Source organism: Paenibacillus xylanexedens, assembly GCF_017874615.1.
Classification (GTDB): domain Bacteria; phylum Bacillota; class Bacilli; order Paenibacillales; family Paenibacillaceae; genus Paenibacillus; species Paenibacillus xylanexedens.
The window spans coordinates 148,392-165,917 of record NZ_JAGIKV010000005.1 but is presented as its reverse complement, the minus strand read 5'-3'; the positions used below and the strand labels follow the sequence as shown (position 1 = coordinate 165,917).

General features: G+C 48.0%; 12 protein-coding genes. 10 read left to right on the top strand and 2 right to left on the bottom strand.

Annotated elements, in window-relative coordinates; genetic code table 11:
* Nucleotides 1–58 precede the first annotated feature (58 nt).
* On the bottom strand, nt 59–535 hold the full coding sequence (locus tag J2Z28_RS08440; protein WP_211081915.1) for an RNA polymerase sigma factor: 477 nt from the start codon (nt 533–535) through the stop codon (nt 59–61).
* Nucleotides 536–749: 214 nt separating this feature from the next.
* Between J2Z28_RS08440 and J2Z28_RS08435 the strand changes: the two genes are divergently transcribed.
* From J2Z28_RS08435 to J2Z28_RS08400, 8 genes are all read left to right on the top strand, one after another.
* A complete protein-coding gene (locus J2Z28_RS08435) occupies nt 750–1,463 on the top strand; it encodes a response regulator transcription factor (RefSeq protein ID WP_036606313.1) in 714 nt (237 codons plus the stop codon).
* The gene (locus J2Z28_RS08430; RefSeq protein ID WP_211081914.1) at nt 1,460–2,926 is read left to right on the top strand and encodes a sensor histidine kinase; all 1,467 of its coding nucleotides are present in this window, start codon (nt 1,460–1,462) and stop codon (nt 2,924–2,926) included. The genes J2Z28_RS08435 and J2Z28_RS08430 overlap by 4 nt, the downstream gene beginning before the upstream one ends.
* Nucleotides 2,923–4,086, top strand: coding sequence for a hypothetical protein (locus J2Z28_RS08425; protein ID WP_211081913.1), 1,164 nt, complete (start codon nt 2,923–2,925; stop codon nt 4,084–4,086). The genes J2Z28_RS08430 and J2Z28_RS08425 overlap by 4 nt, the downstream gene beginning before the upstream one ends.
* Nucleotides 4,087–4,304: 218 nt before the next feature.
* Nucleotides 4,305–4,988, top strand: a complete 684-nt coding sequence (locus J2Z28_RS08420) for an ABC transporter ATP-binding protein (protein ID WP_211081912.1) — start codon at nt 4,305–4,307, stop codon at nt 4,986–4,988.
* Between the two features lie 18 nt (nt 4,989–5,006).
* A complete protein-coding gene (locus J2Z28_RS08415) occupies nt 5,007–6,377 on the top strand; it encodes an ABC transporter permease (RefSeq protein WP_211081911.1) in 1,371 nt (456 codons plus the stop codon).
* 28 nt (nt 6,378–6,405) lie between these two features.
* A complete protein-coding gene (locus tag J2Z28_RS08410; RefSeq protein WP_211081910.1) occupies nt 6,406–7,482 on the top strand; it encodes an efflux RND transporter periplasmic adaptor subunit in 1,077 nt (358 codons plus the stop codon).
* Between the two features lie 570 nt (nt 7,483–8,052).
* Complete coding sequence (locus J2Z28_RS08405) at nt 8,053–10,497, top strand: glycoside hydrolase family 6 protein (protein ID WP_211081909.1); 2,445 nt, start codon at nt 8,053–8,055, stop codon at nt 10,495–10,497.
* An 848-nt stretch (nt 10,498–11,345) separates the two neighbouring features.
* Nucleotides 11,346–13,682 (top strand): rhamnogalacturonan lyase, encoded by a 2,337-nt coding sequence (locus tag J2Z28_RS08400; protein WP_211082035.1) that lies wholly within the window; start codon nt 11,346–11,348, stop codon nt 13,680–13,682.
* Nucleotides 13,683–13,900: 218 nt separating this feature from the next.
* On the opposite strand, the gene J2Z28_RS08395 is transcribed toward J2Z28_RS08400, so the two are convergent.
* Nucleotides 13,901–14,521 carry a histidine phosphatase family protein gene (locus J2Z28_RS08395; protein WP_211081908.1) on the bottom strand — a complete coding sequence of 207 codons (621 nt, stop codon included), beginning with the start codon at nt 14,519–14,521 and terminating at the stop codon, nt 13,901–13,903.
* Between the two features lie 181 nt (nt 14,522–14,702).
* On the opposite strand from J2Z28_RS08395, the gene J2Z28_RS08390 reads away from it, so the two are divergent.
* Nucleotides 14,703–15,716: an AraC family transcriptional regulator gene (locus J2Z28_RS08390; RefSeq protein ID WP_211081907.1), complete on the top strand. Its 1,014-nt coding sequence runs from the start codon at nt 14,703–14,705 to the stop codon at nt 15,714–15,716.
* A gap of 187 nt (nt 15,717–15,903) precedes the next feature.
* Nucleotides 15,904–17,409 carry an alpha-glucosidase/alpha-galactosidase gene (melA, locus tag J2Z28_RS08385; protein WP_211081906.1) on the top strand — a complete coding sequence of 502 codons (1,506 nt, stop codon included), beginning with the start codon at nt 15,904–15,906 and terminating at the stop codon, nt 17,407–17,409.
* The last annotated feature ends 117 nt before the right edge of the window (nt 17,410–17,526 follow it).

Genomic DNA, 17,526 nt, shown 5'->3' with positions numbered 1-17,526 from the left:
GTCTTCATTTATCCAATCTACCCTCGTATATTGCTTTCGGCATAAAAAAAGCCATCTCTTATGAGATGACTTTGGCCCGAATTCGATTGACGGCATGGAAGACGGAGGATTTAATCATGCCTTCACTGCGATTCACCAGCTCCGCCGTTTCCTTAATGGAGTATCCATGGATGAGGCGAAGTTCTAATATTTTACGATGTTCGGTGTTGTTAATATGGGAAACAAGATCATGAACACCTTCGCTAATTTCAAGGTGGGAAGTATCGACGTGGTGGGTAGGTACCTCCAGACGGCTGTTTCGTCTGAGTGTACGGGTCCGCCTGCGGAAGCTATCCATCGCCAGGTTACGGGCAATGCGTTTGAGATAATAGAGAATGCGATCTTCAGGGATATCCACGGTAACGTTCATTAGTCGGATGAAACAATCCTGTGCCAGATCTTCTGCATCTTGCGGTTGTTTGACGATATGGGATAGATACCTTGTGATTTCTAATTTATAGTTGACATAAGCATCATTAATTTGTGTGCTGTTCATATGATGTGAATCCCCCTTGATACAGATCAGGCTTGGGTCCGGTCTGGTATGAGTCTCTTATGATCCAAGTATATCGGGAGGTTGTTTCCAAAAGGTTCAGAGTTGTATCGGAGTTGTAACATTTCGTGCTTCCCTCTATTCAAGCATACGGCTTGGGATACAAAATATAGGCAGATGAAGGAAATTCATAGAGCAGGGAGATTACGAAGGTATCATGAGACAAAAAGAGATTTTAATTATTGAGGACGAGGAGTCCATTCGCGATATTTTGTCCTATTCGTTACGTAAGGAAGGATTTGAGATCAAGGAAGCAGCTACGGGAAAAGAGGGTCTGGATCTGCTTCGGGATTCGAAGCCGGATCTGATCCTGCTGGATCTGATGCTGCCGGATATGAGCGGTTTTGATGTGTGCAGGCAACTATCTGTGAACTCCAAGATACCTGTCATCATGATCACGGCGAAGTCGGACATGCTGGACAAGGTACTAGGCATGGAGCTTGGGGCGGATGATTATATCACGAAGCCTTTTGATATCCGTGAGGTGGTTGCGCGCATTCGGGCGATTTTTCGCCGGATTGATCTCATCAGCGAGACACTGGAGAATCAGTCCTATGAGGTAGTAAGGCTAGGCAAGCATATTGAGATCCGCAAGGATGAACGAGAAGTATGGAAAGACGGGGAACGGGCAGGACTCACGAATAAGGAATATGATCTGTTGTTATTTCTCGTGACCCATCATCGCAAGGTGCATACACGTTCTGAACTGCTGGACAAGGTATGGGGATTTGATTTTGCAGGGGATACCCGAACGGTGGACATTCACGTGCAACGGATTCGCAAGAAACTGGATAGTGGTGTGCAAGGCATTTCGATGATTGAAACGGTATTCGGTGTGGGGTACAAGCTGAATATTCAGGTACAGACATGAGGTGGACGATCCAGTTCAAAATGGTGGTGCTATTCTCGGTCATCGTCTTTATCGGATTCTCCGTCCTGCTGATTCTGTCCAATAAGGTAGCTCAGGAGAATATGTACCGGGAAGTGCATGAGGATATGGTGCAATCCAAAAGAAATCTGGACATCGCGCTGAATCAGTACTTCCTGATACATAACAAACGCATGAGCAGAGACTCGCTCGAAGCAAGGAGTCGCGAGCTCGCGGAGCAGATTGGATCAGCCGTTGGCGGGGAGATTATAGTATATCGCCCCGATGCTTCGCCATACGGATCTGTTGGCAGCGAGGTTAACGTCGCTAAGCGGTCTGACCATCCTGATGTGGAGGCAGCCATACATTCCCGGATTGCTTACACCACAGTTGTGGATAAGGGCCATGTCACAGCCAGTCTGTCCTTCCCGCTCCAGATGGATCAACAATTGATTGGAATCATACAGATGAAGAAGGATTATACGGAGTTGTTCAAACGCAACCTTCGTTTTCAAAATACGATCAAGTTTTTTGCAGCAGTTATTTTCGTATTTGTATTTATCGCATCTATCTTTATTTCCCGGAAAATTACACAACCTATCCGTGTACTCACGAAACGTTCTGCGGAAGTGGCCCAGGGGAGTCTGAATGCGGGCATTCAGATTACGACCAAGGATGAGATCGGTGAACTGGCTTCAAGCTTCACCATCATGATTGATCGGGTACGGGAGCAGATTGATGTGATTGAGCGAGAGCGGGACGAAGTGAAGCAAGTACAGGCGCGAAGCAAAGTTTTTTTTGACAATGTGACGCATGAATTGAAGACACCCTTAACGACGATTCTGGGATACGCCCAGATTTTACGGGATAACGGATTTACCGACCAGGACTTTTTCGACAAAGGCATGAATTATATCATCAAGGAAAGCCAGCGTCTCAACACGATGGTTGCAGATATTCTGGAAGTCTCGGTCTCCTCTGCGGTCATTCAGGCATACCGGTTCGAACGTATCGATATATCAGATATTATTCGTGAGGCTTGTGAGGACATGTCGATTAAGGCGGGCAAATACAATATAGGCATTCACTATGAGCTGGAGGAACATCAGTATTTACAGGGAGATCGGGATAAGTTGAAGGAGGTCTTCCTCAACATCCTGGATAATTCGGTCAAGTACAGTGATGTGAACTCCATTATCGAAGTGCAATCTTTCCGGTTAGGTGAGTCCATTGCTATTGTGATCCGTGATCAGGGGGAAGGAATCGGTGCTGAAGCGCTCCAACATGTATTTGAACCCTTTTACCAGGATAAAGGAATCAACAGGGCCGAGAAAGGCAGTGCCGGGCTTGGTTTGTCTATTGTGAAGAACATCGTTGAGCGTCATGGAGGAACAGTGGAGATGAAGAGCATCATGCGGGAAGGGACACAAGTGAATATCAGTCTTCCGGGGGAAATGAACGCATGAGACATTCTGGATTTTGGCGTAAAAACCGTGATAGATTGATGCTGTCAGGGTTGCTGATCGCATTTGTCAGCGGAATTTTCGGGATTGGGAGCCTGTTCAGTCTCGGAAATCTCAAGCCTAGAACAGTGATTTTGCCAAGTGAGCAATTCAACAGCCGTCTGGCGCCACCACCGAGCAGTACGATTCAGATCGAGTCGGCTACCAAGATTCCAAATGACTTTGCGATCTTTGATTTTGAAGTGGTAGACCGGAACACGATTATATTAAATCAACCGGAATTTTCCTATTCAGGACTCAAGCTGTCTCTCCTGCATCTGGATGATAAGGAAGTGAAGAACATTGCGGCTAATACGGATTACGGCATAACGATCAGCCCGGACCACAAGAAGATCATTTACTCTCAGTATCGGTCAGGACAGACGCAGAAGACAACGTATGAGTATATGATTCAGAGCGGGGAACGTCGCAAGCTTCCGAACGACAACTCGTATTATCGAGTGTTTACAGGGAATGAATCCTACATCGGTCAGGATGATCTTTTATTTAAACAAGTCGATCTGAGCCAGGGGACGAGTCAAGTCATCTACACGTATGATGAACTGATGGGCATGTTCACAGGAACAAGACAAGGCAAAGGCTCGAACGATACGTTTATCGTGATGGATGTGTTGCAGGTCAGTGAAGATCTGAAGCAGATTTATATGCTGGTGATGCTCAAAGACAATTATGCCATCTATCGTGTATCGCTTGAGGACGAGCATGAAGTGAAGGCGTATGCTGCAATGGAAGATATTCAACAGTACAAGTTGCTGAAAAATGGTGACATGCTCATCCAGGGAACGATGAATAAGGTTCAGGGGCTGTATCGGTATCACGCATCGGAGGAGCAGTATGATTTGGTATTACAAGGTTTCATCTGGAACTTCGAACTGGATGCAGATGAATCGCGAATCGCTTACTTTTATCCAATGGATATTCAGAATCAGAAGAATGAGTTGCATGTTGCCTACCTGAATGACAGCAAGATTTCGTCGGATACGGTGATCTATCGCAATATTGATAACTTCATCAGTCTGAAATGGAATGACGATGAATTATTTGCTGTAAGCAGCTCAGTGGATAAAAGTGAAATGTACCGCTTTAGTTTCAGAGCTTGGTAAGCTGCGGAAAGTATACGAACATAAGACCTTGGTCTGATAGAGCTGGCGATAGCTACTCTGCAGACAAGGTCTTTTTGTTTTGATATTTTACAAGTTGGATACAACTCCGGCCAGCCCGGATACATCTCCACCCTATAATGAAAAGAGAATGTGCTACGCGAATCTATACGTAACAACCTCTATACATATGCAGCAAGAAGAAAGGAAGACATGTAGCAATGCTTCAAGTTGAACAATTATCCCACTCGTTCCGCAATGGCCAGGGAACCGTGCCGGTGCTTCAAGATATCAATCTGACGATTGGAGAAGGCGAGATGGTAGCCCTGCTGGGCAGTTCTGGTTCGGGTAAGTCCACACTGCTGAATCTGATGGCGGGGCTGATGAAACCGGATCAGGGCAAGATTCTAATTGCGGGACAAGATATTGTACGTTTCAGTGAAAATCGCCTGGCTGAGTTCAGGCGCAGTCATATCGGGTTTATTTTTCAATCCTATGAACTGCTGTCCAATCTTACGATCCGGGAAAATGTAGAATTACCCTTGGTGTTTATGGGGATAAGCCCTTCGAAACGCAAAGCAAAAGCGTTGAAGCTGTTGGAACAGGTTGGACTGGGTGGAAAAGCAAACTTGTTCCCGTCCCAGTTGTCGGGCGGTCAACAACAACGTGTCAGTATTGCACGTTCGCTCATTACTGAACCCTCGGTGATCTTTGCCGATGAGCCTACCGGGAATCTGGATACCGAGACGGAGGAAGAGATTATTGCGATTTTGCAGCAACTTAACCGGGATATGAATACGACCTTTGTCATTGTGACACACGAAGCAGAGGTCGCCGAGCAGATGCAAGTTGTGTTGACACTGCAACATGGAATACTGGTCGAAGAGACCGTAAGGGAAGTTTGAGGCAAAAGGAGAGGAATTGTGAGAATACGGGATGTAGCACGTATGGCCTGGGGACAGATCATTCGCAGAAAAATGGTCACACTGCTGTGTATGATGGGGCTGTCCATCGGCTCTGCCGCCATGATCATTGCACTTAGCGTGGGGCAGTCCGTACAGACCTATAGCGAGAAAACATTGAACGACAATTACAAGATGGATGAAATTACGATTACGCCTAATGAGGGCATTCGTACCGGCAACGGCAAGGGGAATGGTCAGACATCGAAGTTTGAACGGGGAGCATTGACGTTGGAAAAGATTCAGATTATCCAAAGACTTCCCCATGTGGTTGCCGTGGCTCCCATGTTAAAGCTGGATTCGCTGGAAATGGTGCTTCCGGATGGTCGCAGCACGTATGTTGAGGTCATCGGTACCCAGCTGGAGACCCTGGGCGGGTTTGGATACAAGTATGCTGAGGGACGTGGGGCAGAGGATGGTCGTATGGCGGTAACCAGTTATGGGGCTGCATTCGGACTCGTGGACCCCAAAGTAACTCAGAAGTTATTTGAGCAGTTGAATGCTGATCCATATAACAACGAGCTTTTGGAACAGTTTACGGAAATGTCTGCGAAGCAGGATCAGCTGGTTCAGCAGCTGGTTCAGTTTCGATATGAAGATTATGCGAATGCGAGCAAAACCAAAATGAGTGGTTCTATACGCGTGTCTGGAGAGTTGACGAAGCCTTCCAACATGGATGAGATGAGTGCTCAAAACGATAAAAAAGTATATCTGCCGCTCGATACAGCTCGTGCATTGCAGGATGAGCTTGGATTACAGCAGGCCGACAGCAGTGCGGCCAAGCATCTTAACTCGGCTCTGGTCAAGGTTGAGGACAAACGTTATGTATCCCAGGTGGAAGAACAGATTAAAAAGCTGACTTTAAACACACAGAGTAATCTGTTCCAGGAGGAAGCGATGGCAGGTCAATTGGCGATGTACCAAAAAGCGGCATTGGGGATCGGTGGTTTTATCATGTTACTGGCCTCATTATCCATTATTGTAGCGATGATTATGTCCACGCATCAGCGGCGTAAACAGATTGGTGTGATGAAGGTGCTGGGCGCAAATCTGTGGCAGATCCGCCAGATGTTTATTACGGAAGCAGCGATGCTTGGATTAATGGGTGGCGTGGCTGGTGTGGGGATTGCCTTTGCTGCCCTCGGCGGGGTGAACGGTCTGCTGGCGAGTCAGATGGCAGATCAGGTCAATGGCCCGATGACGGTGGTTATTCAGCAGTCGGCTCTGCCACTGGGCATCGTTTTTGCCGTTCTGGTTGGCATTGTATCCGGTATATATCCGGCAATCAGCGCATCTCGGACCAATGCATTAACTGTGATCAAATCGATGTAATTTTATCAGCGAAAGGGAAATTGGGCACATGAAGAAATGGATTAAAATCATCATCACCGTTGTACTTTTGGCAGGTGTGGGGTACTGGTTGTATGAAAAGTACAAGCCAAAACCGGAGGCGCCTGTAGAGATTCCGCCCCCGATTACCTTTGATGTGACACAGGAAACGATGACGCAAACGATACAGGTGAAGGGGAAATCCGTATACACCGATCAGACGGATATCTTTGCTCCGTATGCTTCCAACATTAAGCAGTGGCACGTGAAAAGTGGTGAGCAGGTGAGCAAAGGCGATATCCTGTTTACCCTCGATACTTCTACGTTACAAACGGAAGTAGAACAGTTGCAGAGTGATCTGGAGAAAGCCCAGCTGGAAAACAAGATGAATCAGGTTACCCTGGATCAGGCGAATATGAGTGAGACGCTTGGCGTGACGGAAGAGGAGCGCAAGAAGGCATTTGCAGATCGGGAAGGTAAACGCCTGACGAATAAATTGAATCAAAAAGCGTTGGTCCTCAAGGAGAAGGAGATACAGAAAAAGCAGGCAGTAATAAGTAAGTCTGTTGTGTATGCTTCCGCTTCCGGTATATTTCAGATGAATGAAGAGGATAGCAAGACACGTGCGGTGACGGAAGGACAGCTAATCGGGTCCATTACAAACATCAGCAAACTGAAATTTATGACGATTGTTGGTGAGGAAGAAATGTTCAGGCTCAAGGTGGGTATGCCAGTTAAGGTGCGAATGACAGCGCAGAAAGACCTGCAATTCACTGGGAAGGTGAGTAAGGTGTCCAAATTTGCCCGCAAGAGTACCGATACCGACCTCAAGCAAGCTTCACAGTTTGACTTGGTCATTGATCTGAAGCCGGACGCCAGAATGTATGGAGGCGTGAGTCTGGAAGGCGATATCGAGACAATGCGGAAGGATAAAGTGACGGTAGTGTCCAGCCTCGCGATCATGCGGGATCAGACCGAGCCTTACGTACTGTTAGACAAAGGCAATGGACAGACCGAGCCGCTGACGATCCAGGCTGGAATGGAATCGGGGGACAAGACAGAAGTAGTTAGTGGCTTGAAACCGGGAGATATTGTCGTTTTGCCTTAGATGTAGGAATATAAGAACAAGACATTATATGTAATGACTAGCTAGACGAACGATTAATTCGGCATTGAAAAACACGAGGTTCATTGTGGCAGATTGCCACGATGGACCTCGTGTGTCTTTTGGAGCAAGGGATGTCCAGATTCCTGCCTGAATTATGGAAAAAAATATAATTAAATTTATATAATTCAATTTACAGTAAAATTTGCATGTCGTATAATCATAACATAAGGAGGTGACACCGAACATCATGTTTGTAGATGGATAGGCGAAGGCCTTTTTTTTAACCGTTTGAAGAAAGCGCTTACCCAATTTAGGATTCAGACATCCCATAAGTCATTTTTCACACTTCTTCATGTCTAACACACGTTCAACCACACCCACCATATTATACTCATTCACATGATTCGCCCTCACACACCATTTGTTTGCTCAAGATTCCAATCATACAACCATTTCTTTTGGAGGTGATACAACCAACTCATCCGAACGTTCTCTTCGTGCTAAGCATCATAATGACACAGAGGATCAGACATGAGTACAACCCAATCTAACTAAAGGAAAGGTGGAACTATGAAGACTAAATTGAAAACCAAATCGAGAGGTAAGAAGATCCTGCGCAAAGGTGTAAAGCAAATGCTGGCAGCAACGCTGCTCGCGGCGGGGATTTTCCCTGGACTGTCTCCAGGCTTGGCTCAGGCGGCCGAAGCCCATGTGAATAATCCATTTGTAGGGGCAACGGCCTATCTGAATCAGGACTATTCAGCTCTCGTGGATACGTCCATTGCACTGACCAACGATGCGTCGTTGAAGGCCAAGATGGAGACCGTCAAATCGTATCCAACCGCAGTATGGGTTGACCGGATTGCTGCAATCTATGGCGGCACGGACAACGCTGGTCGCAAAAGTGTAGAGCAACATCTTGATGCCGTTCTCGCTCAAAAGAAACCGGGTACACCGATCACCGCTTCATTTGTTATTTACAATCTGCCCGGACGGGACTGTCATGCACTTGCATCGAATGGTGAACTTCCACTAACACAGGCAGCACTGCAGACCTATAAAACGGATTATATTGATGTGCTCGCAGATATCTTCGCAGATCCGAAGTATCAGGATATTCGCATTATTGCTGTCATTGAACCGGACAGTCTGCCTAACCTTGTGACCAACCTGAGTACACCAGCTTGTGGTCAAGCCAGCTCAACAGGTATCTATGAGGCGGGTGTGAAGTATGCATTGGACAAGCTGCACGCCATTCCAAATGTGTACAACTATCTGGATATCGGCCACTCCGGCTGGCTTGGATGGGATAACAACCGTTCTGCAGCAGTCGCGCTGTATACAAGTGTTGTGCAAGGGACAGCCGCGGGTCTGAACAGTGCAGATGGCTTCATTACAAATACAGCGAACACTACACCGCTGGGGGAGCCGAACCTGTCTAACCCTGATCTCAATATCGGTGGACAACCGATTAAATCTGCCAAGTTTTATGAGTGGAATCCTTATTTTGACGAAACCGATTTCACCGCTGCGCTGTATGCCGATTTCGTACAAGCTGGCTGGCCAAGCAGCACAGGTTTCCTGATTGATACTAGCCGGAATGGGTGGGGCGGGGTAAACCGTCCAGCATCTGCTACGGGTAGCAACATCAACGATTATGTGAATTCCGGACGTGTAGATCGCCGGGAGCATCGGGGGAACTGGTGTAATGCCAGTGGCGCAGGTATGGGTGAAGCACCTAAGGCTGCACCAGGACCAGCGCATCTGGATGCTTATGTATGGGTGAAACCTCCGGGTGAATCCGATGGCTCTAGCTCCGAAATTCCGAATAACGAAGGCAAAGGTTTTGACCGGATGTGTGATCCAACCTTCACAACTCGGGATGGTGTATTAACAGGTGCATTGCCTAATGCCCCGGTATCGGGTCACTGGTTCCATGATCAATTCGTGGCACTAGTGAAAAACTCATTCCCTGTACTGCCTGCCAGTAACGGTGGAGGCAACCCTCCGGGCGGAACAACAGCTCCGGCAGCACCAGCAGCATTGACAGCTTCTGCCGGTAACGCTCAAGTCTCCTTGATGTGGACTGCTTCCACAGGGGCTACAAGTTATAGCGTGAAGCGGGCACTGAGTGCATCAGGTCCATTCACAACGATTGCAGCTAACGTGAGTGGAACATCTTACAGCAACACCGGCCTGATCAATGGTACAACCTATTATTATGTGGTAACGGCAACAAATGCAGTAGGTGAAAGTGTTAACTCTGCAACAGCAACAGCTACACCCGTTGCAGGTGTAACGGCGCCAGCTGCACCGACTGCTCTCACAGCAACTGCAGGCAATGCGCAGGTGAGCCTGACGTGGACCGCTTCTACAGGTGCGACAAATTATAATGTGAAACGCGCACTGAGTGCAACAGGTCCGTTCACAACGATCGCCGCGAATGTGAGTGGTACGTCCTACACGAACACGGCCCTCACGAACGGTACGACGTATCATTATGTGGTAAGTGCAGTGAATGCAGCAGGGCAAAGTGCCGATTCCGCTGTAGCTTCCGCGACACCTCAAAGTGTCGTTGTACCAACGAGTGATCTTGTCGTGCAATATCGTGCTGGGGATACCAATGCTCAAGATAGCCAGATCAAACCGTATTTAAACATCAAAAATCTGGGTAGTACTGCTGTGAATCTGAGTGATCTGAAGATCCGGTATTACTTCTCCAAAGAAGGCTCAGCTGCGATGGATTCTGCCATCGATTACGCTCAAGTTGGCGGAGCTAATATCCAGCGGACCTTCACAGACTCGTATGTTGAGCTGAGCTTCACATCTGGCGCTGGCAGCATTCAGGCTGGTGGACAGACTGGAGACATCCAGCTTCGCATGTACAAAACAGACTGGTCCAACTTTGACGAGACTAATGACTATTCCTTCGATCCAACGAAAACATCCTACCAGGATTGGAACAAGGTAACACTCTACCAAGGTGGAAACCTGGTATGGGGTATTGAGCCTTAAACTTTACTTGTAACTGTCTTAACCGCGATCCTCAGTGTGTTAGAGGATTGCGGTTTTTTGCTATGCATTACAAGTGTCATTCTAGATTGAAGTTCTCACATCAAAATGTATTTAGAATCGCTTGAAGATCCGAAATTAGGATGTGAGAGCGGATGTATTAAGCTGGGCTGTCCTCTGGTCATGAAAATGATCAAGGGACAGCCCTATTTCTTTTCTAACGAACAGAGGGCACGCTATCTAGTTGAATTGATACAGTTGAAAATTCTAACGAATCGTAGACACGCTATTCAGTTAATTTGGATGGATTTTGCCCCGTTTAGACCCGATTTGGTCCAAATAAGGTTGCTGAGATTCGTTAGGATTCGTTGTTGGAGTTTAACGCCCCAATAGGGTGTGTGAGATTCGTTAGAAAAACTTGGCGGTGAGCTTAAATCACCCTTCCGACCGAAGCGTCATCGGGTTGATTTTCCAAATGACTCCTAAAAACACTGATTATTAATCGTTTTGGACGGATATTTGCCTAGGGTCTGGCAGACAGGATGTCTATAATAGAACCCGATGGGCGGGATCACCTCGCTCGGATTGGAAAGAGAATGGAAGGGGGACCGCACTCCGGTAGTCGGGCAAGCTGATTTCTCTTTTTTAATTTTGTAAGCGTAATCATTATGGATTGGGAACGTCCGTCGAAGAAGGCCTGTATGAATTATCGAACGTCCAATTATCATCGATGTGTATATGCGTCACCTATTCTGACTCAAGGAGCGTGAAGGTGGATGAACTCAGAAACAACAACGCCGGTACATAAGGGATCGGCTTCAGGTCAGCAATCCGGTCGCAGGAAGGCACGTATGCCACTTGCAGCCAAGGTGCTCTCTTCGGCACTCAGCGTAGCTTTGCTTGTTGGGGGAACAGCGGGGATTACCGGAGCGGAAGCTTCCAACGGTAATGGGGCGACGGAGGCTGGCCTGCAATCACATAAGGGAGGCAGTCACATGAAAGAGATTCAACTGGAATATCTGGATCGTGGTCTGGTGGCTGCGTCAACATCTGAAGGTGTGTTTCTCAGTTGGAGATTGCTTGGTGATGAAGCAACAGGGTATAGTGACAAAGGGCTGACAGGTACGGACTTTAACGTCTATCGTGATGGTAAAAAGATCGCTGCTGTCACCGACAGCACCAACTATGTAGATGCCACGGGTAAATCGTCTTCCCGTTATGAAGTGGCGGCGGTGAACAAGAAGGGCAAGGAGAGTAAACGCAGTGCATCCGTCAAACCTTGGGCGAACGGCTATGTGGACATTCCACTGCAAAAACCCGCCGATGGCGTGACTCCGGCCGGAGAAGCTTATACGTATTCCGCCAATGACATGAGCGTGGGTGATGTGGATGGGGATGGCCAATATGAGTTTTTCGTCAAATGGGACCCTTCCAACGCCAAGGACGTATCGCAAAAAGGATACACCGGTAAAACCTACATTGATGCATACACCTTGGACGGTCAGTTGTTGTACCGGATCGATCTTGGGGTCAACATCCGTGCAGGTGCTCATTATACACAGATGCTCGTTTACGATTTTGACGGGGATGGCAAGGCTGAGATGATGTTCAAGACCGCTCCGGGCACGAAGATTATCAAATATAACAAAAAAGGAAAAGTGACCTCCGAGAAGTACATCACACTTCCGAAGCAGGATCGCAAGGCAGGGTACTCGAACGAAGATGATTATCGTTTAAGTGCGGATGGTTACTACGATCACGTGGTGGATATGTTCAAAAACTGGCATAAGCACGATGAGGTTGTTAAGGGGAACTGGCCTGCGACATTGGAAGAGGCTTTTGGAATGGAGAAAAAATATAATTACCCATTATCTCAGCAGGATGCCGAGAGTCTGGCCGACTACTTCATTGATGTGTACGCGGTAGAACGCAGCAACCGAAATGAGCTGCGCAAGTTTGAAGGTTTTATCGTGGATGGACCTGAGTATGTTACGGTATTTGAAGGTAAATCAGGCAAAGAGCTGGAAACCATTCCATATGAACCTGAGCGTCATGATGATGGCCTGATGTGGGGCGATTATGCGATGGCACGGATCGAACCCGGGAATCGGGTAGACCGTTTCTTGGCAGGCGTGGCGTATCTGGACGGCAAGAAGCCGTCTGCAATCTTTGCACGCGGATACTACACACGTTCGACGATGGTTGCCTACAATTGGGACGGCAAGAAACTGAAAAAGGAATGGAAAGTGGACAGCGGTTGGACGCCGATGAAGAACCCATTCAATGACGGACCGCACGGCGTAGATGGTACAGATCCGCAGTACGGCTCCATTACAACTCAGGGAGCGCACTATTTCAGTGTGGCGGATGTAGATGGAGATGGCAAACAGGAGATTATCTATGGCTCCGCTACAATTGATCATGACGGCAGCGTGCTGTACAGCTCCACAGACCTGATGCCTGCCGAGAGTGCTGCACCGGGAACCATTGCTCGTCTGGGTCATGGGGACGCACTTCATGTGGCAGATATCGACCCGGATCGTCCGGGACTGGAGATTTTCATGGTTCACGAGGGTGGTCCGTGGGCGCCATACGGCTATTCCCTGCGTGATGCGAAGACCGGAGAAGTAATCTATGGTGGGTACACGGGGAAAGATACCGGTCGCGGCATGGTGGGTGATGTTGATCCGACTCGCCGTGGGCTGGAGACATGGGCTGTAGGGTTGTGGACAGCTAAGGGTGAGAAAATCAGTGATCAGGCGCCGGGAACAAATATGAATATCCGTTGGGCTGGTGATATGACCACACAGATCGTTGATGGTGCGATTGATGTTACACCAACCATCAAAGACTGGAATCGTGGCACGTTGCTGACGGCAACAGGCACATTGACCAACAATCACACCAAAGGTACACCTTCTCTCGTAGCTGATATCTTCGGGGATTGGCGGGAAGAGATGCTGGTGAGAACCACCGACAGTTCAGCGATTCGTATCTATCTGAGTACCGAGAAGACAGACCGCAAGCTGTACACGCTGATGCATGATGCGATGTATCGTGTGGGTATTGCCGGACAGAACAGTGGATACAATCAGCCGTCCTATCCGTCCTTCTACATGGCATCGGATATGGACTGGTCCAAAGTAACGCTGCCTAAGTTCTACACGCCAGGTAAGGGCGGAAAGTAAGCAGGCCGGAGTAATAATAGCTAGCAATAGCAACATAACATGTGTTCATGATCAGGGTGTAACGTAACGCAGCGTCATTAGTTTTAAGAGTTGGCATCGAAGCTTGGAAGCTCTGGAATCCCCATGTGTCTCGGCACATGGAGGTTTCAGAGCTTTTTTACATAAGGATCTGCGGGCAAAACTTGGCGTGTTCCCGGCGTCCATGTTACGTCATTCTTTTACATATTGTTGGAGTCTAGATGCTGAGTAGAAGCGAACGCTTCAATGGTGTAGTTACCTTGATCATGAATCAAAGTGGTGATGGAGCACTCCGGGATAAGTTGGTTCTGACTAGTTATAAAATCGGAATGCCAGACGTTAAGCTCGCGCTCGGTAAAGGTTTGCACCAGAAAATCAGTAATGAGTCCACCATGTGCAACCACAATAATGTTACTATTCTCCGGCTCTTCATTAGCCAATTCGGTTAGGAGGGAGGCCAGCCGTTCACCAGCCTGTTTGGCCGAGTCACCCACGGGTGGAATGTAATCTGGGTCAGACGTACATCGATCCCACATCGCAATGAATTCTTCGAATGACTGATCCGGGCAATCGCCCCAATTGGCACGTTCGCGCAGGCGAGGATCTTCGGTTATATGGGAATGGGTGTGGCGGGCAATCATACTTGCGGTCTCTCGGGCCCGTCGAAGTGGGCTGGTAAGGATTATAGTAACGGGAGAGGTGGCTTTGGCAAAATGAAGTGCTGTGGCTTCGGCTTGTAAAACCCCTTCGGCAGTGAGGGAGACATCACCGATTTGTCGTTCTTTAAGACCGTGTCTCACCAGATGAAAGGTGGTATTCATGAGTGGAAACCTCCTTAATTATAGACAGTTCACATAAAGGATTAGATAATATACTAATTATATATTTATCTAATCACATAATGCAATGATGGTTTTAATGAAGACAGTTTATATTCAACCTATAGAATTGCTACAATAGAGAAAAGTGAGGATCGATCGTTGTCGGAATGGAGGTATGGATATGAGCATCGCGAAGCGCTGGACAGGAAGTCTATATCAGGAGGCATTGCGAACAGAGGATTGCGGACCGCGTTTTTACGCGTACTACTACAAGCAATGGGACAACTATCGTATGTCCTATCACAATCATGATTCCACAGAGATCATGTATATTATTTCGGGAATGTGCCGGGTGGATGTGCAGATGCCGGATGGGAGTTCGGAGCAGGCCGTTTTGAAAAAAGGGCAGTTCATTATGCTCGATGCAGGTGTCCCGCACCGTTTGCTGGTGGAAGATAGCGTGCCTTGCCGGATGCTCAATGTGGAGTTTGGATTCTCAGGCTCACCTTCTGGACAGCTATCGATCCGTCAGCTCGCGTTGGAAGAGGAGGAAGTCTATACTCTACTCACTAATGCATCGCCATATCTGGTACTGCCTGACCCGGAAGAAGTGTATCACATTATGAAAAGTCTGGTGCTGGAACTCGATCAGCGGGGTCTGCTGGAGCAAGGAAGATCGAACATGCCGATGAAGATCATTCCGCCAGAGGAAAGGTTGCAGCACCGCGAAGCCCGGAATCTAACGTCCCCGGAACAGGGCATGCTGGTGCGTACATTGTTCATCCAGTTGCTGGTTCGTGTTGCGCGTCTGCGCGGAGAAATGAGTCGTAGTGCACCAGATCAGGCGGAGCTGTATGTCAAACGAACCATTGAATTCATGCATCACAATATGGATCGCAACATTCAGATGAAGGATATCGCGGCAGCCGTCAATCTGCATCCGGGCTATTTACATCGCATTTTTCGTCAGCACACGCAGCGGACACCTACCGACTACCTGACGATGCTTCGCATGGAGAAGGCCAAGATGCTGCTTCAGCAGACGAATATCCCGATTTCGGAGATCTCCGACTATGTTGGAGTAGGCAGTCGTCAGTATTTTCATATGTTGTTCAAGAAGACGACGGGTATGACTCCGGTTGAATTTCGCTCCTCTATGGAACGACATGTCAGTCAGTACCCGTCCGATGAATGAGCGATTGCAGTTATTTCGAATACAACTGGATTATTGGAGCTAGTGCGTAAAAGTTAGGATTTTTGACAACAAGATCTTGAACAGGTCATGATTTTGATAACGCTTCCCCTTTTGCCGTTGGTACAATGATTTCATGAAGAGAGTCATTAACCGAAGCGAAAGATTCGGATTAGGGGAGGACATAGACATGTCGTTTAAAGTGGCGTTTATCGGGGCAGGAAGTATCGGATTTACACGGGGATTGTTAAGGGATTTGCTCACGGTACCCGAGTTTAACAACATCGAGATTGCGTTCTGCGATATTAGCCAGCACAATCTGGACATGGTGACTGAGCTGTGTCAGCGGGATATCCGTGAGAATGGATTGAATATTCAGATTCAGCCAACAACGGATCGGAAAGAAGCGTTGAAAGATGCGAAGTATGTACTGTGTACGATTCGTGTTGGGGGACTGGAAGCATTTGCAACCGATGTGGATATTCCACTGAAATATGGGGTAGATCAATGTGTCGGTGACACGTTGTGTGCAGGTGGCATTATGTATGGACAACGCGGAATCGCTGAGATGTTGGATATCTGTAAGGATATTCGTGAACATAGCGCACCTGACGTGCTGCTCTTGAACTATTCCAATCCGATGGCGATGCTCACATGGGCTTGCAACAAGTACGGCGGTGTGCGGACGATCGGACTGTGTCATGGCGTACAGCATGGTCATCATCAGATTGCGGAAGCTTTTGGCTTGAAAAAGAGTGAAGTGGATATTGTCTGTGCCGGCATCAACCATCAGACCTGGTACATTCAGGCGTCTCATGAAGGTAAGGATCTTACAGGTGATCTGCTCGAAGCCTTCGAGAAACATCCGGAGTACAGCCGCACCGAGAAAGTGCGGATCGATATGCTGCGCCGCTTTGGATATTACAGTACAGAATCGAATGGTCATCTGAGTGAATATGTGCCGTGGTACCGCAAACGTCCGGAAGAGATCAACGAATGGATCGACCTGGGCAACTGGATCAACGGAGAGACGGGTGGATATCTGCGGGTATGTACCGAGGGGCGCAACTGGTTTGAGACTGATTTTCCTAACTGGATGAAGGATGAACCGATGCAATTCATTCCGGAAAAACGGGGCGAGGAGCACGGTTCGTACATTATTGAAGGGCTGGAGACGGGACGTGTCTATCGTGGACATTTCAATACCATTAATAACGGGGTGATCTCGAACCTGCCGGACGATGCGATTATTGAGGCACCGGGATATGTGGACCGCAACGGGATCTCGATGCCACATGTAGGCGATCTGCCCCTTGGCCCGGCTGCGGTATGTAATGTGAGTATTTCCGTGCAACGTCTTGCGGTTGAAGCAGCGGTCAACGGAGATGATAAATTACTTCGTCAGGCGTTCATGATGGACCCGCTCGTGGGTGCCGTATGTAATCCAAAAGAGATCTGGCAGATGGTCAACGAGATGCTCGTTGCACAGGCCCAGTGGTTGCCACAGTACGGGGATGCGATTGCAGCCGCAGAAGCAAGACTTGCTGCTGGTGACCTTATTCCAACAAAGGAATATGAAGGTGCAGCACGTCTGAAGGTGAAAACGGTGGAAGAAATGAAACAGGATCGCGATGCCGCGAACAAAAACGCGGGTGAATCCGATAAAGGGAAAGATCGCGAGAAAGTGCAGCAATAGATAAAGGCAGGATGTACAACAACGAAATATAAACGGAATATGAAAATTAAGAAAAATGAATAAGAAATATAAAGAGTAGACGGGGCCCTCTCCAGTATTGGAGGGGCTCTGTTTGAT